We start from the raw sequence: 18,696 nt of genomic DNA on the forward strand, positions 1-18,696 counted from the left end.
CTCATGGTTCGGGTGCATGCCTACCTCGCCGCACGCAACGCCCAGCGCTCTGCCAGTCCATACCTACGTCGAGCCGACCTCAGGCGCACCGCCTGAGGTCATGCGGGAATCGTGGTCGTTGGTTTAGACGCCCGCTGAGCCGCACCGGAGATGAAGCACAGGGGTTGGATGGCTCGAGCCGTCCAACCCCTTTCATTTGGAGCCCGTCCATCCGCCACCGCGACATCGCTGCCCGGAACTCGTGGTGTGGGGAGTGCTGACAATCCTGTCGCGATGGCTGCTCGCCCACTCCCGCGACTCCGGGGAAAAGCGAGGGGCGTCGCGAGGCATGGGTGTTGCTTGGAGACAATCGCCACCCAGCCACAGGAGCGACTGTCTGACTCGCCTCGCCTTCGTCGCGCTGCTCCTCCTCGCCCCGGCGGTTCGTGCCCAGGCGGAGTCCCCCAGGCCCCAGGCCGAGTCCACGGCGGCCATTCCGAAGACCTCCATCTGGCTGTCGCCCGTGACGCACGCCTTCTTGTTCTTGGGAGGGCCGATGACGGAGCGGCTCCACGTCGCCGTGCCGATTGGCGTGGGCCGGAGCTTCTCGGAGACAACCACGGGGGTGCTCGAAGTCACGCCCATGCTGACGCGCAACAGTTGCAACCGCGAGTCCATGCGCTGCGACACGATACGGCAGCTCAAGGTCACCCTGGGCCTGGCGTGGAAGCCCGCGCCCAGGGCTCGTGGGCAGGGCTTCTTCTTCCAGCCCAGGTTGAGCGGCATGTGGACCTTTGACAGCCAGCATTTCCGTCCCTTCGGAAGGGCCTCCGCGCTGACGTATGAGCAGGAACATGGCTTCCAGGTCACCCTGGGGATGGACGTGGGCTACCGCGTCGTGACGCGACGCTCTGGGTTCTTCTTCGAGCCCATGCTCGGACTCGGCATGGGCTACAGCGTGAACCAGCGACGCAAGGCCATCGACGTGAGCTTCCAGTATGGAAATCCCATGACGGAGGACCGCACGGACCGCGCCATCACCGACCTGGACCTGGACCTGGTTCGCCTGGGTGTCACCTTCTGAATCCAGTGTCCCGGTACTCGATACGGAGCAGGCTCTCGCGCGCCAAGAACCATTCGCTCACGACGCGAGATATTCATGGAAACCTCCGCGCATGAAACAGGCTCGGTACATCGGGCTCGTCTGAGATTTCCCGGTATCAACGACTGAAACATACGTCATCAGGCGGATACCCCTCGCCATGTGGGCGGCTTGGGTATACCGGTTGATTCATGAGCCGCTCGTCAGCTTCGGTCGGGACATTGCTGGGTCAGAAGTATCAGCTGCGCCAGAGGATTGGCGTGGGGGCAATGGGCATCGTCTACGAGGCGGCGGAGCTCGACGAGACCGACGCGGTGGCCATCAAGGTGCTCCAGCAGCACCTCCTCGACAACGAGGCCGTGCTCGCGCGCTTCCGTCGGGAGGCGCGCGCCATCGCGGGGCTCCAGCACCCGCACCTGGTCGAGGTGAAGGACTTCCAGTGCAACCCGGACGAGCCTCCGTTCATGGTGATGGAGCTGCTCCAGGGTCAGACGCTCCGACTCCTGTTGAAGCAGCAGGGTCCCCTGCCCGTCGCGCGCGCGGTGGCCATCGCGCTGCAGACGTTGTCCGCGCTGGAGACCGCGCATCGCGCTGGGGTCATCCACCGCGACATCAAGCCGGACAACCTCTTCATCGTCTCGAGCGAGACGGGTGACAAGGTGAAGGTGTTGGACTTCGGTGTGGCGAGGCTGCTCCACGAGGACGACGCCTCGGCGGTGGGCGCGGAGGCGGGAGCCTGGGTGGGGACGCCGTCGTTCATGGCGCCCGAGCAGGTGCGTTGCCAGCCCGTTGACGCGCGCGCGGATCTCTACTCGCTGGGTGCGTGTCTGTACCAGATGGTGACGGGGAAGCAGCCCATCGACGTCGCCGACACGGTGGCGCTCTTCTCCGCCATCGTGGAGCGGGTGCCGCCGCTCGCCTCAGCGATTCGGGCGGACGTGCCCGAGGACTTCTCGCAAGTGCTTGCACGTGCGCTGCACAAGAAGCCCGCGGAGCGCTTCGCTGATGCCGAGGAGATGGCACGAGCGCTCAGGCCATGGGCCACCCCACCCCGGACTGAGACCGCGGTTCAGCTCGACGCCGGGCCTGAGCTTCAGTTCGACATTGCGCATGAGCCTCCGCTCGACGCCGTGCCTACGCCTCAGCTCGATGCCGCGCCCGCGCCGCAGCTCAGCGCCGTGCCCGCGCCTCTGCTCGACACCGTGCCCGCGCCCCAGTTCGACGCCGCCCCTGCGCCTCGGCCCAACGCCGCGCCTCAGCTCGATGCCGCGCCCGCGCCGCAGCTCGACGCTGCGCCTGCGCCACAGCTCGATGCCGCGCCAGTGCCCCAGCTCAGCGCCGCGCCTGCGCCAAACCTCGCGCCTGTGGATGAGCGTGCGCCGGTTGTACCGGTGGCGCCTCCGCCGCCCCTGCCCCGCCGCCGCTCGGCCATGAAGGAGAGCCTCATGGTCGTCGGAGCCACCCTGCTTGGGCTCGTGGTAGGCGTGGCGCTCGGGTTGTAAAGCGGGGTGCCGCACACCGCGAGCGTCGTCAGTGCCTTCACATCCTCGCGGGCCGCGACAAAAGAAGACGCGCCCCTCCACGCTGACGCAGGGGGCGCCCGGACCTCGAGCACGGGGAGCGTGCTCAAGGTCAGACATCCGAGAATGACTCTCTCCAAAGGAGCGGGAGCCCCAAGGGCCCCCACCCCTCCCGCCCTCAGTGGACGATGAACGTCGAGGGGAGCAGGACCTTGGCGCCTCGGCCCTGGAAGAGGCTGTCCTTCAGGTGCAACTGGATGACGACGTGCTTGCGCTTCTCCAGCTCCGCGCGCTTGGTCGTGAACAGGATGGAGCCCGAGCGAGCGTTGATGAGACCCGGCGCGCCGGACTCCCGGAAGGCCCCCACGTCATCGAAGTGCACGCGCACGTCCGCCGACTGCGCTTCCGCCGGCAGGTAGAAGTACCCTAGCAGATAGGCGTGGTCCGTCTGAGCCAGGTCCATGGAGCGCGCGGACGCGGCGAGCTGGAACGGAATCGACTTGCCCTGCGCAATCACCTCGATGCGCCCCACGCCCAGCAGCGCCTTCTCATACAGCTCCGCATCCTGACCGAGCAGCCGCAGCTCGAAGCGGTCGCCCTCGGGCACCACGATCGGGTCCGGTCCACCGCCTCCATCACACGCGCTCAGCGTCAGCGCCACGAACATCCCGGACAGGGCCATCCACCTTGAATTCGTCATCATGTCATCCCCCCTTTCAGTACTGCGGTTCCACGGCCCGCTCCTGCCCCAGCAGCGGATCCATCTTCCAGATCTTCTTGCTCAGCGGCACCGCTCTGCGCTGACCGGAGCGGTTGTGCTTCTCCAGTTGCTCCAGCGCCTGCTCCAGCAACATCGGGTTGGGAGCAACCCACGCCTCCAGGCCCGTCAGCGCCGGAGCCTGGGTGCCGAAGAACCGCTCGTTGCACGTGGCCGTCAGCAACTCACGAGCGACCTTCACCTTGAGGGACTCGAAGTCCGAGCGGATGGCACCGCCCTGCGAGATGGCCGGGTTGGCCCAGAGGATGCCCAGCGCGGTCTCCGTCGTCGTGACCTTGCCCAGGTTGCCCAGCGAGATGGGGCCCGGCGCCAGACACTCGCTCAGGGCGTCCTCGCTGGAGCCATAGAAGCCGTAGTCCCGCGTCAGCATCGGAGGCTGTTCCTCACTGCCCACGGGAGGAGGCAGGTTGAAAGCACATGTCGCGCCGTCCGCGAACTGCGTGGCGGGGCCGGTGGTGACAGTGGTCAGCGCTCCCGTGACCAGGTTCACTGAATAGAACGTGTTGGCGAGGTTCACGTTCGCGTTGGTGGACCCGTAGAAGAACAGCGATCCAGAGACCGTGAAGAAGGCGGAGACCATGGAGTTGCCCACCGACGGCACACCGTTGATGAGTGTCGGGAGGAGGAAGTCCAGGTGGGTGCCCAGCACCGGATCGATGACGGTGACGCGCTGGGTGGCGCTGTTGAAGCCATACAGCAGGCCGTTGATGGGGTTCACCGCGAAGTCGGCGACCCGGAACGTCGCGGGAGTGCCCACGACGACATCCGACAGCGTCGCGCCCGTGGCGGTGTTGATGCGGACCAGGTGGTTGCTCGTGATTTCGAACCCGAGGTAGGAGCCGTCCTGGAGGACGGCGCCCGCGCCCCAGAGCGCCGTGTTCGCGGCCCCCGTGGCGAGCGGAGCGATGACATCGGACGAGCCATTGGCGTCCACCCGGATGAAGCTGGGCTGGACCACGCCGTCGGAGCTGATGGCATACAGGAAGCCGTCGACATGGTTGAAGGCGAGGGCATTGTACGGCAGCGAGGTCTCCCCCTGGAGCGCGAGCGTGGCCGTGCCAGGGTCGAAGATGTACAGACGCGACGGCCCCACGGGCAGCCCGGCGCTCGAGGAAGACGCCGTCGAGATGTAGACCGTGTCGTCACACGACAGGATGCGTTCCTGGGCGCAGAGCACGTTGACGCCGTCCTGGGCGGAGCCGCTGTCCCAGCCGATGCTGAAGACGTTCGTGAAGGAGGCCTCCTCGCTGGGTGTGGAAGGATTGGCGTCCAGCGCGCCCAGCGCGATGCAGGCCTCGTAGCTGGGCACGGGGAATGAGCACTGATACGTGACGTTGCCACCCACGGGGACCGTCCGCGGCGGCGTGGGGTCGAGCGTGCACGCGGTCAGGAGCGGGTCTGCCGCCAGGAGGAGAATCGACTCCAGCGTCGGATGGATGTTCGTCGCGCTGAACGTGAAGTTCAGCGTGTTCGGATAGGTAATGATCGTGGCCTGCTTCACGCCATTCACGAGCTTCTCCGCTCGGAAATCGTGAGCCCAGACACCCGGGGCCCATAACGCGCCACCGAGCAGGACTCCAAACCATCTGCGATTCATCTTTATGCCTCCGCGCCCTTGGGGGTTACGGCCAGGGACGCCGGACGCCCTGCACGGAAGGTGCCCGCTTTGGCTTGGTTCACAAACTATTCCCGGTGACGCCTGCGAATGCCCTTCAGTCCCGGCGTGTGATGAACACGCGGCATGAACAGACAGACATTCTCGGATGATGGGTGCCCGAGAGTGATTGTCTGCCCGATGAAGGGCTCGACACCCGCCCCCCAGGGCAACACCGCCTGCGGGCCAGGACGCGAGGGAAACAACCTACACGGAAATTTTTGGCAAAAGAGCCCTGCAACAATTCCAGTCAAAACACATATTCCGTGTCGGGTGCTCAGGAAGGAGCCACGGGCCCTGACTCCGCGACGGGCCCGAGGGCGGAGCCGGGCTGGGACTGGTCCTCGGTGCGCAGGTACCAGGGCACGCTGATGACCACCAGGCGCCGGGCTCCGGACAGCATCAAGGTGCTGCGCAGGAGCTCGGAGCGGCGCCCATACATGACAGCCCGGTACCACCGGCGCTCCAGCAGCTCCGGCAGGACGACGGCCACCGTGCGGTGCGGGTCCTCGGCGAGGAGTCTGTCCACGTAGTCCAGCAGGGGCTGCACGAGCCCCCGGTAGGGCGAGGGGACTTCGTCCAGCCTCGGCACCTGGAGGCGGGCCCGCACCGCGGGCTCCTGGACGAGCGCGGCCCACTGCTCGGCCAGGGAGCCCGGGGCGGCCTCGTCCTCGTCGGTGCGCACATGGACCGCGCGGACGTCATGGCAGAGCCCCAGCGCGAACCGCAGGGCGGTCTCCGACGCGTGGGACCAGCGGCTCATGGGCACCACCGCCACCATGCTCCCGCGCGAGTCCACCGCCATGGGCCGCTGAAGCCCTGTCGTCTCGCGCACGCGCAGATAGGCCTTGTGGACCCGACTGAACAGCAGCACGCCCAGCGGGATGATGACCACTGCGGCCCAGCCGCCATGGGTGAACTTGGCGACGATGACGATGGCCAGCGCAAGCCCCGTCAGAAGCGCGCCCACGCCGTTGAGGACGCGGCGCCACCGCCACCCCGTCTCGCGGCGGCGCGTCCAGTACACCACCATGCCCGTCTGCGAGAGGGTGAAGGCGAGCAGCGCGCCAATGGCGAACAGCGGGATGAGCCGGTCGGTGATGGCATCCGAGGCGAGGATGAGCAACCCCGCGAGCACCGCGAGCAACAGGATGCCTCGCGAGTACGCCAGCCTGCGTCCCCGGTGCACGAAGGCCACGGGCAGATAGCGATCCAACGCCAGGAGCCAGCACACGCGAGGGAAGCCCGCGAAGCTGGTGTTGGCCGACAGCGCGAGCACGCCGAGGATGGACGTCATCGCGACGTAATAGAAGACACCCCGCCCTGTCACCGCCGCGAGCAACTGGGACAGGACACTCTGGTAGCCCGGGCCGTCGGGCGCCGTCGCGCCCACGCCATAGACCTGGCACAGCGCGGACACGCCGAGCAGCAGCAGCACGAGGACGAGGATGATGAGCGACAGCGTGAGCCTGGCGCGGCGCACGGAGGGCGCGCGGAACACCGGCACCGCGTTGCTGACCGCCTCCACGCCCGTCATCGCCGTACAGCCGCTGGCGAAGGCCCGCAGCACCAGCCACAAGCCCACGCTCGCCGAGGGCGAGGGCAGCGCTGGCGGAGGGATGTCACTGGCCGGAGCGCCCCCTTGCGCGAAGGCCCGGAACGCACCGACGGCGAGCAGGATGAAGAGCGAGCCGATGAACATCGCGGTGGGCAACAGGAACAAGGCCCCGGCTTCCCGCGCGCCTCGGAGGTTGACGAGCGTGAGCAGGCCCAGCAACCCCAGCGCGAGCCCCAGCGTGTGCGGCCGCAGCGCGGGGAAGGCGGAGACGATGGCGCCCACGCCCGCGGAGATTCCCACCGCCACGTTGAGCAGGTAGTCCAAGAGCAGGGCGGACGCCGCGAGCAGCCCCACCCGACGGCCCAGGTTCTCTCGCGCCACCGTATAGGCACCACCGCCGCGCGGGTAGGCTGCGATGGTCTGCCGGTAGGAGGACGCCACCACCACCAGCAGCCCGACGATGCACGCGGTGATGGGCAACAGCAGCTTCACGCCCGTGGGGCCCAGCGGGCGCAGCACCGTGAGCGCGGCCTCGGGGCCATACGCCGCGGACGACAGCGCATCCAGCCCGAGGAGTGCCACGCCCGCGAGCACGCCCACCTGCTCGTGTGACGCCTGCGCCGTCGTGAGGGGCTTGCCGAGCAGCATGTCCATCCAGCTCCGGCGGCTCGTCCTGGCGTGTTCCATGCCACCCCTCTGGCGCCCCTCGTGGTCCCGTCGCCGGGCGTCCCTCACGGGCAACCTGGGGATGCCACGCTCCAGGCAGAGCGGGCGGCGTGCCAGGCGCGCGACTCCACCCAATCCCTCGCATCCGCCCCAGGACACGTCGCATGCCTCCGCGCGGACACCTCGCTGCCCCGGGGTGATGGGCTGCCAACACCCGGAGTCCGCTTGTGTCGTCCCCGGACGCTCGGCCCTGGAGTCGGCTTCACGGAGCCCTCCCTGATTGGTCACTTCCACGTCCACCCCGCAAATCGCATTGGAGGGCAGCACGTATGGCCATGAGGCACTGCTGGACGCTATCTGTCATCGCCACCCTGGGAGTCTCCGGGACAGCGGTGGCGCAGGAGTCGGAGACGCGCGAGTCGAGCCCGGTGGAGCCGGTGGAGATGGATGTCCGCGCGGAGCACGGGATGGCCGGCCCCCAGCTGGCGGTGGGTATCAACCTGGGCCTGGGCGCGGGCTACGTCTACAAGGACGGCACGTCGCGCACGGGGACCCGGGAGGACTTGAAGATCACCGACGCCGCCAACGCCTCCCTGCCACTGATGCTGGAGCTGGGCTATCGCTTCAACCCCCGCTTCTACGCGGGGCTCTGGGGCAGCTGGGAGAAGGTCTTCACCAAGACGAACGACATCTCCTGTCCGGAGGGGTTCGACTGCAACAACTCCCAATGGCGCTTCGGCCCCGAGGGCCGCTTCCACTTCAATCCGGAGTCGGGCTTCGACCCGTGGGTGGGGCTGGCCGTGGGCCTGGAGTTCCTCAAGAGCCACGTGGAGGGCACCACCCAGGTGCCCGTGCCCGGCGGAGGCACCGTGGCCGCGAACATCGACACCCAGGTGACGGACCGGGGCCCCACCTTCATCCGCCTCAGCGCCGGAGGCGACGTGCGGCTCACGCGCTACGTCGCGTTCGGGCCCATCGTCACCGCGTCGCTGGGCAGCTACACCGTTCGCACGGGTGACCAGACGTTGAGCATCGCCGGCCTGCCCGGGCAGACCTCCCCCGTCTCCGCCGTGGACGACGGCTTCCATGCACTCTTCACCCTGGGCGTGCGCGGCGTCTTCCGCACGTTCTGAGGCGCGCGGAGCAGGCCCGCGAGGCGGAAGACCGGGCGAGCCGTCCACGACGGCCCGCCCGGCCCGGTGCCCGATTTCCCCCGCTCCTGACACGATGTCTCGTGACAAGTGCACCTGGGTCACAACCGCCCCTCCCAAATGTTGCCGTGGCGCGTCGGAAAAGGCTCACTCCCCGGCTCCCAGAGGCCCTTCCCAAACCTTTCCTACATGTCAGGGGATGCAGACCTATTTACAGTCATGCGCCGCCAGTCGAGCATTGGCCTCCTCATGGCTGCCTACCGCCCCTCCCCGACACCTTTCGACAGCCTTGCCCCGCGCGACTCCATCGCGAGGCGTCACGCACCGTCGCGCCGAGTCGCGCGTCTGGCCCTGCTGGGCTGCGCGCTGTTCATGGCGCTCGTGCATGCACCGACGGCCCGCGCGGCCGAGGAGGCGAGTTCCTCCATCCCATTGTTGGAGGGATGGCGCTACCGCTGGGGTGACTCGCCCCAAGGCGCGGATGGACTTCCCCTGTGGGCGCAGACGGCCAACGTCGCCGAGGACTGGCGCACGATGGAGGCGCTCAAGCCGCCACCGGGACGCGGCACCCACGTCTTTCTGTGGGTCAGCATCCCGTTGCCCCAGGGGCCGTGGGCCGAGCCCGCCGTCATGCTGGGTGAGGTCACCAATGCCGTGGAGGCCTACGCCAACGGTCAGCGCGTCTATGTGAGCGGGCGACTGAACACGTCTGGCGCGGAGCTGTCCGACAACATGGCCTGGCATGTCGTGCCGGTGCCGCGCGCCTCGCTGGGTGGACATCTGCTGCTGCGCGTCCAGTCGAGCAACCCGAACATCGGCGTGGCACAGGGCGCGTTGATCGGCTCGCGGCACCAACTGCTCGCCAAGGTGACGCGCGAGGGACAGGCGCCGTTCGTCATGGGCATGCTGCTGCTGGCGGTGGCGGTGGGTTCGGGTGGAGCGTTCCTGATGCACTGGCGTCGGCGGATGCTCGCGGGCCTGGCGGTGTTCTCCGCCAGCGGCGGCTTCGTGCTGCTGGGCCTGAGCGGCATGCCCAACGCGCTCTGGGACGCGCCCATCACCGCGACGCGCTTCACGGTGCTCGGCATCTTCCTGCTCGTGTCGGGCCTCATCGAGTTCGTGTCCGACGCCATCCTCAACAACCAGCGGCGCTGGTTCCGCATTGGAGCGATGGGCTACACGGCGCTCTGCGTGGTGGCGGCCCTCTCCGCCCTGCTGGACCTGGGCACCGCGCAGCGCATCCTGGTGCCCTTCCTGCCCTTCTCCTTCATCATGCTGCTCATCTGCTTCAGCGTGGCGGCGGCGGAGGCGTGGCGGGGCAACCCCGACGCCCGCATCTTCGTGGGAGGCATGTCGGGGCTCGTGCTCTTCCTCGCGCTCACGGTGCTGCCCGTCATCGGCGTGCTGAGCTTTTCGTTGGGCAACGTGTCGCACTGGGGATACCTGGCGCTCACCCTGTCGCTGATAGGCATCGTCGCGCGACGCTCCATGGAGGTGGTGCGCTCGCTGGAGGCCCACACCCGGCAACTGGAGGAGCGGCAGCTGGAGGTGCGCAACCTGGCGGGGCGCATGGGCACCGGCGCCGGTGAGCTGGCCACGGTGGTGCAGCAACTGCGCTCCACCAGCGACCAGCAGACCGAGGGCGTCAGCCGTCAGGCGGCGGCGCTCCAGGAGGCCGAGCAGACGGTGAAGGAGATCCGCCGCTCGTCGCAGATGACGGCGGAGAAGGCCAGCTCGCTCGCGGCGTCCGCGGAAGGCGCCGAGCAGGTGGGCCGCGAAGGCAGCGCCGCGCTGGAGCGGACGCTGGCGGACCTGGCGGCGATTCGCAACGAGGTGTCGGAGATGGCCCGCCGCATCCTCGCGCTCGACGAGCGGACGCGCGAGGTGTCCGGCATCGTCGACTCGGTGAAGGACCTGGCGGACCAGTCCAACATGCTGGCCATCAACGCGGCCATCGAGGCGGCGCGCAGCGGCGAGAGCGGCCGGGGCTTCGGCGTGGTGGCGCGGGAGATGCGAGGACTGGCGGACCAGTCCATCCGCGCTACGCACCGCATCCGCGAGGTGCTCAACGGCGTGAGCGCCAGCATGCGCGAGGCGGCCCAGTTCAGCGAGAAGGGCGACGAGCGCGTCCGGCAGAGCCTGGATGCGGTGCGCACGTCCAGCGCCCAGTTCCAGGAGCTGGCCATCCTCATTGGCGACTCCAGCGCGAGCATGCGGCAGATCACCGCCGCCGTCAGCGCGCAGGACTCCGGTACCCAGCAGATGGCCATGGCCATCCAGGAGCTCTCCGGACAGATGCAGCGCACCCTGAAGACGGTTCAGGAGACACAGGAGGCCACCCGCTCCGTCCAGTCGCTGGCGGAGAGCATGTCCGGCCTGGCCACCCAGTCGCTCCGGGCAGAGGGCTCCACGAGCGTCGCGCCACCCCGGTAGTCCCCCAACACCCTCGGAAGAGAGGTCCCATGCGTACCCAGGCCGCCCTGCTGCTCGTGCTCGTCGCCGTGGCTTCAGCGTGTGGAGGGGCCCATGGGGCCGCCTCGGACCCCAATCAGCCTCCGCCCCCCAAGACAACGGTGGCGGTGGAGAGCCGGAAGCTCGTGGACGTCAACCTCTACGCGCTGACGGGGACGCGGCGGATGCGGCTGGGGACCGTGCCGGGGATGTCGACGCGCAACTTCGTGTTGCCCCCGGACATGGTGGGCAACACGGACCGCATCCGCTTCGGCATCGAAATCATCGGCACCCTGGGCCACAAGAGCCTGGGCAGCGAGCGTGGCTTCGAAAGCGAGCAGGAGATGTCCGTCCGGCCCGGCGACGAGCTCTCCCTGACCATCTACTGACACCCACCCGGCGCCTTCCTTTCGTGAGGAAGGCACCGGGCGCGGGTCCTGGCTTCAATCAGAACGACACGATGTCGCGGCGGCTCGAAGCCCCGCTTTCAAGGTCGGACAGCACCGAGGCCCCATCGAACGGCACCGGAGGCGCGGGCTCCAGGGGCCGAGCCGCGGCATCTGACGCCAGCGCGGCGGCGGTGACCTCGAGTTCGAAGAACCCGCCGTTGTTGTTCTCGTCGCTCTCCGCGACGACGCCATCCACGTCCGCCAGCACCACGACGCGGTAGCTGCCCGGAGCGATGGTCGGCGAGAAGGTGATGGTGGTGGGCGGCAAGGACCACGTCCCCGCGCCCGCGCTGATGGGAATGGCGCCAATGCCCTCCAGAATCTGGAAGTCCGGGTCGGTCAGGAAGACGCCCACGTGCGTGGCCGAGGGGGCCGCGCAGCGGGTGAAGAGTTCGAAGGAGAGGTCGGCGGAGCCTCCTGGCTGGATGGTGCCCGGGCTGAGCGTGCCGGCCGTGAAGAAGAAGTCGGGCGGCTTCGTGGTACCCAGCAGGCTGTTGTCGCTCAACACGCCGGTGAGGTCCACGCGGCCCAGGACATACCAGGTCGATGGCTGACACCCGTTGGAGATGAACTCCAGTTGGGCCACGGTGTTGGCGGGCATGGAGAACCGGGAGATGAACTGCGTCTGGGTTCCCACCGGCGGCAGATAGGGTCCAAGTCCACTTCCCCGGAGCGCGATCTGCGTGGTGAACAGCGGGTAGACGCCGCTGCTGCCATTCGCAGTGGCCGACAAATAGAAGTTCAACTGCGCCACCGCCGCTCCAACGCCTGACTTGCTGCCGGCCATGGAGTACTGGACGTTGAAGCCCGAGAGCGGGGTCGTGATCGTCGGCGGTACCGAGATGGAGATCATCTGGACCTGCGCCCAGGCGGGAGTCGCCACCACGCCCAGCAGCAGAAAGAAAGACACCACGGCGGATTTCCTTGTCATACAAAAGACAGTACACACGCCAGGAATGGCGCAGCAAGACAGACACCACCCGCCACGCCCGCGCCCATGTACACCAACCAGACACGCTTCTCCAAGGCAATCACAACCAATCCAACTTTACGACCGCGACGGAAGCTCGCGACCCTCAACAGGGCCCTCGGCCGGGAGACTCCCCCGGGAAACCGCTACACCGACAGCGAGACGCGCCGGCGCGCCACGGGCGTGCCCATCCTCCGCGCCCTCCTGAAAACACCCACACGCGGATGAAGACAGCCACTTCTTAAATTCCGATTCTTCGGAAACTCCGGACATCCCCGGCCCGACAACGTGTGGACCCCGGGTCGAATCGCGGTGCGACAGGCCCGCCGTGCACGGCCCGAGAACCGCTCGCGGGAACACCCCGCCTGGAGAAGAAAGATGCACACGAAACGGAAGATGTGGCTCCTCGCCCTGCTGTTCGTGGGGCTCTCCGCCTGTGGTGGTGAGGGCGAAGGGGTGACGGACGCGCCCGAGTCGCTCGACACGAGCACGGCCGAGCTCAACACCGCCATCTACAACCGGGCGCGCAACTACGCCGCGGCCCATCCCACGCGGGATGGCGGCACGTGGGACCAGTGGTGCGGCTCGCTGATGTGGCGCTTCGGACAGTTCCCGGAGTCCTCGGCGCGGCCCTCGGCCATCGAGGCCTATCACGCGTCGACCCGGCAGCCCTATGCGGCTTCGCAGGCTCCCGCAGGGGCCTTCCACTGGTGGGACATCGGCTCGTTCGGCCACGTGGGCCTGGACCTCAACGGCGGTGGCACCACGGTCTTCATGGCCACGCGAAAGCTCGCGGAGAGCTGGGGCAACGCCATTGGCATCAACAGCGTGTCGGGGTACTCGGCGCAGTCCGGCGCGCGATATCTCGGCTGGTCGCTGGACTACGCGGGCAGCGTCATCCCGGACCATGGCCCCCTGCCCGGTGGCGGAGGTCTGCCTCGGACGTCGACGGAGGACGACGGCATCCCCGGGCCCATCTACTACAAGCGCATCCAGACGGTGGGGCGGCGGGACTTCGGCTACACGGGTCCCATCGACGGTGTCACCGGGCCGAACACGGAGAAGATTCGCGTGAGAATCACGGCGCGCGAGCTCAACCGTCGGGGTGGCCCGCGCACCTCCGCGCAAGAAGACGGAATCCCAGGCGCCATCTACTGGCAGCGCGTCCAGACGGTGGGCCGGGGGTTCGGCTACACGGGCCCCATCGACGGGATTCCCGGCCCGAACACGTACAAGGCCGAGCACCGCATCTGCGGGTACGCCGTGAATCGGGCGTTCTAGACGGAAGGCCCCTGCCCTCGCGCTCACAATGCCCTTTCCGCCGAGCGCGAGGGCGGATGCGGCTACAGTCCGCGCATGACTGTCCAGGCCACGGGCGTGCTGCTCGACCTTGAAGGTGGCGTCGCCACGCTCACGCTGAACGATGCTGCGCGCCGCAACGCGATGACTCCCGAGTTGGGGGATGCGCTTCGTGCGCGGGTGGAAGAGCTGCGTGGGCGGGAGGACGTGCGCGCCGTCGTCCTCGCCGGAGCGGGCGGGACGTTCTCCGCGGGCGGCGACCTCCAGATGTTGGAGCGCCTGCGCCAGGTCTCCTTCGAGGAGGCCCGCGTCTTCATGCTCGACTTCTACTCGCGCTATCTCAGCATCCTGGACCTGCCCGTCCCCACGGTGGCGGCGGTGGAGGGCGCGGCCATTGGCGCGGGGCTGTGTGTCGCGCTCGCGTGCGACATGTGCATCGTCTCCGAGGACGCGAAGCTCGCCCTCAACTTCGTGCAGCTCGGCCTGCATCCCGGCATGGGCGCCACGTGGCTCGTGCCACTGCGCACAGGCCCGCAGCGCGCCGCGGAGCTGCTGCTCACCGGGCGGCGCTTCGATGGCCGCGAGGCGGTGCGGCTCGGGCTCGCGCTGGAGGCCACCCCCGCCACGGAGACCCGGACCCGCGCACGCGCCCTCGCGACGGGCATCGCGTCGAACGCGCCGCTCGCGACCCGGGGACTCAAGCAGCGGCTCGGCCTGGACCGCGCGGGGCTCCATCGCGCGCTGGCGGAAGAGGCCCGGCTCCAGGCGGAGAGCTACGGCAGCTCAGACCTGGGCGAAGGACTCGCCGCCGCCGCGGCGCGACGGCCTCCCGTGTTCCAGGGGCGGTAATCCGCCCATCGCCGTGCTTCCTCGTCGCCAGGGTTCGCGACATGCTGCCGGGCGGCTTCGCGGTGGACGCGAGACAGCGGCGGGAGGGATGGAGATGGGACAGCTTCGACTGGAGCGACACCTGCACGGGGTACACGTGGTGCTCATGTGCACGGACGACGCGGAGGAACAGGCGGAGTGGGTGCTGAGCGTGCTCGAGCGCCTGCCTCCCGGCGGACTCATCCCCGGACGCACGCTGCGCTTCGGCTGGTCCAACCTGCGCCTGGACCCGCGCGGAGACTCGCTGGTGGTGACGGAGCCCGACTTCGACGGCAACCCGCTGACCGACTGGCGCGACGACATCACCGTGACGCTGCGAGTCCAGGGGCGGATGCTCGAGACGACGCAGACGGTGGGCACCGAGCCCCTGTTTCCTCGCTACGGGGACAAGGTCGCGGCCGTGCCCGGCTGGGACAGGAGCCCCCGGGTCGCCATGGCGCGCGCACGCGCCCCCGAGGGCACCGACTCCGGCTGGCTCATCGTCCCACCCGGCCCGCCCGGCGATGAGACCTTCGAGACCTTCCCCGTGTACGCCCTGCTGCGGCGTCGCCCCGCGTTGCTGTCCGCGCTCGCCCTGCCTGGAGGATGGGTGGCGGAGTTCGAGGACGACACGCTCGTGGGCTACGGCAAGCCCGACTGAGAATCCGGGTCCGCGTCAGGTACGCTCCGAGCGAACCGTCCTGGGCCCCCAACTCAAAAATTCGAAGACACGAACATCATGACCAAGCTCAATCAGATCATCGCCGTCGAGAAGGGCGTCAAGAACCGCTCCCAGCAGGAGCTGACGCAGGCCCACCACGACCTCCAGAAGCCGCAGCTGCTCAACGGCATCTCCCGCACCTATCAGCCCCGTGACGAAGAGGGTGAGCGCTTCCCCCCCGAGTCCACGCGCGTGCAGGTGCGCACCGACGACGTGCTGAAGAAGACGAAGGAAATCCTCACCCGGCTCTTCGACGTCACCGCCACCAAGGACCTCACCAACTGTCACGCGAAGGCGGACGTGCGTGTCGACGGCAAGGTGCTGCTCAAGGGCGCCCCCGCCACGTACCTGCTCTTCCTGGAGAAGCAGTTGGTGGACCTGCAGACCTTCGTGAAGAAGCTGCCCACGCTGGACCCGTCGGAGTCCTGGGTCCCCGACCCGGCGCAGGGCCTGTGGGCCACCGAGCCGGTGCAGACCGCGAAGACGAAGAAGGTCCCCCGCAACCACGTGAAGGCCGAGGCCACCGAGAAGCACCCCGCCCAGGTGGAGGTCTATTACGAGGACATCGTCGTCGGTTACTGGAAGACGGTGAAGTACTCGGGCGCTCTCCCCGCCGTCCGGGTCAATGAGCTGGTGGAGCGTGTGGAGAAGCTCCAGCAGGCGGTCAAGTTCGCGCGCGAGGAAGCCAACGCGGTGGAGGTCGAAGAGTTGAAGTCGGGCGAGGTTCTCCTCGGCTACCTCTTCAGCTAGACTCGGCGCGCAGTCCTTTCGGAGTACAAACTCAAACTCAGCAGCAAGTTGACGCCGAGCGTTCCCGGGTCGCCTTCAGTGCAGGTTCGAACCCTGCCCCCGCCATCCACTCCTGCGGCGGGGTAGCCCAACGGGTAGAGGCAAGCGACGTCACGGGCCCGCGAAGCACCCCACGCTCAGATTCTCACTCCAGACTCAGCATTCGCTGTCGCAGGTCCGATCAACCGCCTTCGCCCTTCTCCCCGAGATGCTGGTGCAATTCCAGCCCGCCGCTCCACTCGCTTGCGCGGCGGTCGTTCAATCGCAGGACACGGGGCATCAGACTGAGGCGAAGTCTTAAACGTGCGGACCTCATCCATGGCAGCACCCCGAGCCCGGTCAGGAGGACACCCTGATCGGGCTCACCTATTTGTCCCGTCGAAACTTCCAGCGCGGCTGTTTCACCTGGCGGACATGTCTCGTCGTGAGGGCTCGTGTGGGGTTGCCCTCGGCGCGCGGGGCGACTTCAATGCGGAGTCGCGATGCTGTTCGGAAGCAAGACGCCGCCGTCCCGTTCGGAGCTCGTCACCGAGGCGGACCTGGCTCGCTCGAAGGGCCGGCTGAACAAGGCCATCTCTGGTTACCGGAAGGCGCTGGAGCTGGAACCGAAGGACGCGGTGGTGCTCGGCAAGCTCGCGCCGCTGCTGGCCCGGGTGAAGCAGCCGGAGGCCGCGCTGGAGAGCTTCCGCGCGGCGGCCCAGGTCCATCTGGACAAGGGCTTCGCGGACAAGGCGCTCGCCGTCTATGCGCAGGCGGCGGAGCTGTTTCCCCTGGAGATGGACCTCTGGCGGCAGGTGTCGCAACTCCACGTCGTGAAGGGACACCGCGCGGAGGCCGTGAAGACACTGCTCCGAGGCCGGCTCCACTTCCGTCGCGGGGCCGAGCGGCCTGGTGCCATCCTCCTGCTTCGCGAAACGCTCGCGCTGGACGCGACGTTGTTCGAGGTGAAGCTGGACCTGGCGCTCCTGCTCGCGCGACAGAAGCAGCGTGACGAAGCGCTCGCGGTGCTGGAGCCCCTGCCCGCGGAAGCGAAGAGTCGCCGCCACATGCGCAGGTTGCGGTGGACGCAAGCCCAGGTGACGCCGACCGTCGGAGCGTTCGCGTCGTGGCTGCGCGCGGTGCTGCTGGGCCGCTAAGCGTCAGCCCTTGGCAGTCATGAGCCGTGAGCCTCCCTGGACTTGACGCTCTGCCACGCGAGCCTTGGCAGTTGGCCTCGCATCCAGGAGGGCTCCAGCGGAGCGCCCGCGAGGAAGCGGCGGCAGGCCTCGTGACTCGGGCCGAGCAGCACGACGTCCAGCAGCAGCGGCGGCCACGGTGGCAGCGAGCCCTCCGCGATGAAGCGCCCGAAGTGCTGGACGATGGGCGCGAGCAGCTCCGCCTTGCGCGCCGTGAGCGCTCCCGCCGCGTGCGTCCCCAGCTCCATCGCCATCGCCTGGTACATGAAGCGCCCTTCATCCCGGTGGGCGAAGATCCACTCCAGGTGGCCATCCACCAGGGCCACCACGGCCGCCTCCGCCGTGGTGGTGGGCAACACGCGCTCCGACAGGTGCGTGAAGAGGCGCTCGAAGGTGCGAATCAGCAACGCCAGCGTCAGGTCCGGCAGCCCGTCGAAGAGGTGGTAGACGCTCGACGGGCTCGCCCCCGCGGCCTTGCGAATCTCCTCGATGCCCGTGCTGAGAACGCCCCGCTCCGCGAAGCAGTGCAGCGCCGCATCCAGCAAGGCATCGCGTCGCTTCACCCCGTCCCGTCGTGCTGGCCCCATCGCCCTACCCTATGCGCTGCCCCCTCCTTGGGTCATCAGACCCCAGACTCTCGAACTGGAACATTCTTCCAATTCATGAACAGGGCTGGCAGGCTGGTGTCCATGGCCGACCTCATCCTCACTGGAGCGTCGCGTGGCATCGGTCACGCGCTGGCAAAAGCCCTCGCGAAGTCGACGGAGGACCGACTCATCCTGGTTGCTCGGGACCGGGCCCGATTGGACGCGCTGGTGCTCTCCATCCAGCAGGACGGCGGGCAGGCGCTCGCCGTGCCTGGAGACCTTTCCTCTCTCGCGGCGGCGCGCGACCTGGGGCGGCGATTGGTGGACGTGGTGGGCCCCGAGGCCACGCTGGTGCACAACGCGGGCGTGTGGCCATCGCGACGGGAGCTGACGCCGGACGGACTGGAGCGGGCGTTCGTGGTGAATCATGCCGCGCCGTGGGTGATGCAGCAGGCGTTGCTCGACGCGGGCCGGCTGCGCCGCATCCTGCTGGTGAGCGCGGGCCTGTTGGTGAAGGGCCGGTTCGACGCGGCGCGCACGCCCACGGGTGAGGACTTCTCCAGCATCCGGACCTACTGCGACACCAAGCTCGGCTTCGCGCTCGCGATGCGCGACGTCGCCACCGAACATCCGGAGCTGGACGTGCTCGTGATGCATCCGGGTGTCGTGCGCACGGACCTGGGTGCGCGCACGGGGCCCGTGGGATGGCTTCTCTCGCTCGTGAAGCGCGGCTGGGAGTCGCCAGAGGTCTGCGCCGAGCGCCTCGTCCGAGTCCTCGCCAGGGGGCGCTGGTCTCCTCCGGGACAGGCCCCCTGGTGGATGGAGGAAACGGAGCAACCCTGGCCCGCGGTGACGGAGGATGTCGCCACGCGGCGCGCCGTGCGCGAGGTCCACGCGCGACTGTTCCCGGGCACTTGAGGCCCGCGCGGCCGCGGGCTCGTCCCGCGCGGAGGACGACTCGTCACCGGCGCCGGAGCTTC

16 protein-coding genes are annotated in these 18,696 nt (G+C 68.4%); 11 read left to right on the forward strand and 5 right to left on the reverse strand.

The window, feature by feature from the left end:
- Positions 1-535 precede the first annotated feature (535 nt).
- Both HUA78_RS38565 and HUA78_RS46035 read left to right on the forward strand, forming a co-directional pair.
- Positions 536-1,063 (forward strand): hypothetical protein, encoded by a 528-nt coding sequence (locus HUA78_RS38565; protein WP_141649008.1) that lies wholly within the window; start codon positions 536-538, stop codon positions 1,061-1,063.
- Positions 1,064-1,272: 209 nt separating this feature from the next.
- Complete coding sequence (locus tag HUA78_RS46035) at positions 1,273-2,583, forward strand: serine/threonine-protein kinase (RefSeq protein ID WP_217442765.1); 1,311 nt, start codon at positions 1,273-1,275, stop codon at positions 2,581-2,583.
- 196 nt (positions 2,584-2,779) lie between these two features.
- Here the strand turns inward: HUA78_RS46035 and HUA78_RS38575 are convergent, their stop codons facing one another.
- The 3 genes from HUA78_RS38575 to HUA78_RS38585 form a co-directional block, all read right to left on the reverse strand.
- Entirely contained in the window at positions 2,780-3,304 is a 525-nt protein-coding gene (locus HUA78_RS38575) for a hypothetical protein (protein WP_174458964.1), read from the reverse strand.
- A 13-nt stretch (positions 3,305-3,317) separates the two neighbouring features.
- Positions 3,318-4,976: a hypothetical protein gene (locus tag HUA78_RS38580; RefSeq protein ID WP_174478480.1), complete on the reverse strand. Its 1,659-nt coding sequence runs from the start codon at positions 4,974-4,976 to the stop codon at positions 3,318-3,320.
- 334 nt (positions 4,977-5,310) lie between these two features.
- Positions 5,311-7,278, reverse strand: coding sequence for an APC family permease (locus tag HUA78_RS38585; protein WP_254614546.1), 1,968 nt, complete (start codon positions 7,276-7,278; stop codon positions 5,311-5,313).
- Positions 7,279-7,586: 308 nt separating this feature from the next.
- Between HUA78_RS38585 and HUA78_RS38590 the strand changes: the two genes are divergently transcribed.
- The 3 genes from HUA78_RS38590 (at position 7,587) to HUA78_RS38600 (ending at position 11,248) form a co-directional block, all read left to right on the forward strand.
- Entirely contained in the window at positions 7,587-8,390 is an 804-nt protein-coding gene (locus tag HUA78_RS38590; RefSeq protein ID WP_174458962.1) for a hypothetical protein, read from the forward strand.
- A gap of 237 nt (positions 8,391-8,627) precedes the next feature.
- Entirely contained in the window at positions 8,628-10,841 is a 2,214-nt protein-coding gene (locus HUA78_RS38595) for a methyl-accepting chemotaxis protein (RefSeq protein ID WP_371745765.1), read from the forward strand.
- Between the two features lie 29 nt (positions 10,842-10,870).
- Positions 10,871-11,248, forward strand: coding sequence for a hypothetical protein (locus tag HUA78_RS38600; RefSeq protein ID WP_141648481.1), 378 nt, complete (start codon positions 10,871-10,873; stop codon positions 11,246-11,248).
- A 58-nt stretch (positions 11,249-11,306) separates the two neighbouring features.
- On the opposite strand, the gene HUA78_RS38605 is transcribed toward HUA78_RS38600, so the two are convergent.
- Positions 11,307-12,221: a hypothetical protein gene (locus tag HUA78_RS38605; protein WP_174462624.1), complete on the reverse strand. Its 915-nt coding sequence runs from the start codon at positions 12,219-12,221 to the stop codon at positions 11,307-11,309.
- Between the two features lie 435 nt (positions 12,222-12,656).
- On the opposite strand from HUA78_RS38605, the gene HUA78_RS38610 reads away from it, so the two are divergent.
- From HUA78_RS38610 to HUA78_RS38630, 5 genes are all read left to right on the forward strand, one after another.
- Entirely contained in the window at positions 12,657-13,559 is a 903-nt protein-coding gene (locus tag HUA78_RS38610; RefSeq protein ID WP_174458959.1) for a hypothetical protein, read from the forward strand.
- Between the two features lie 75 nt (positions 13,560-13,634).
- Complete coding sequence (locus tag HUA78_RS38615) at positions 13,635-14,426, forward strand: enoyl-CoA hydratase/isomerase family protein (protein WP_174478481.1); 792 nt, start codon at positions 13,635-13,637, stop codon at positions 14,424-14,426.
- Positions 14,427-14,520: 94 nt separating this feature from the next.
- Positions 14,521-15,105, forward strand: a complete 585-nt coding sequence (locus HUA78_RS38620; protein ID WP_174458957.1) for a hypothetical protein — start codon at positions 14,521-14,523, stop codon at positions 15,103-15,105.
- A gap of 78 nt (positions 15,106-15,183) precedes the next feature.
- Positions 15,184-15,915, forward strand: coding sequence for a hypothetical protein (locus tag HUA78_RS38625; RefSeq protein ID WP_141646925.1), 732 nt, complete (start codon positions 15,184-15,186; stop codon positions 15,913-15,915).
- A gap of 521 nt (positions 15,916-16,436) precedes the next feature.
- Complete coding sequence (locus tag HUA78_RS38630) at positions 16,437-17,090, forward strand: lipopolysaccharide assembly protein LapB (protein ID WP_174468475.1); 654 nt, start codon at positions 16,437-16,439, stop codon at positions 17,088-17,090.
- Positions 17,091-17,107: 17 nt separating this feature from the next.
- On the opposite strand, the gene HUA78_RS38635 is transcribed toward HUA78_RS38630, so the two are convergent.
- Positions 17,108-17,692 carry a TetR/AcrR family transcriptional regulator gene (locus HUA78_RS38635; protein ID WP_371745766.1) on the reverse strand — a complete coding sequence of 195 codons (585 nt, stop codon included), beginning with the start codon at positions 17,690-17,692 and terminating at the stop codon, positions 17,108-17,110.
- 99 nt (positions 17,693-17,791) lie between these two features.
- Between HUA78_RS38635 and HUA78_RS38640 the strand changes: the two genes are divergently transcribed.
- Positions 17,792-18,634, forward strand: coding sequence for an SDR family NAD(P)-dependent oxidoreductase (locus HUA78_RS38640; RefSeq protein WP_254624137.1), 843 nt, complete (start codon positions 17,792-17,794; stop codon positions 18,632-18,634).
- Positions 18,635-18,696 lie beyond the last annotated feature (62 nt).

This window comes from Myxococcus sp. CA033, assembly GCF_013336625.1.
Lineage (GTDB): Bacteria > Myxococcota > Myxococcia > Myxococcales > Myxococcaceae > Myxococcus > Myxococcus llanfairpwllgwyngyllgogerychwyrndrobwllllantysiliogogogochensis.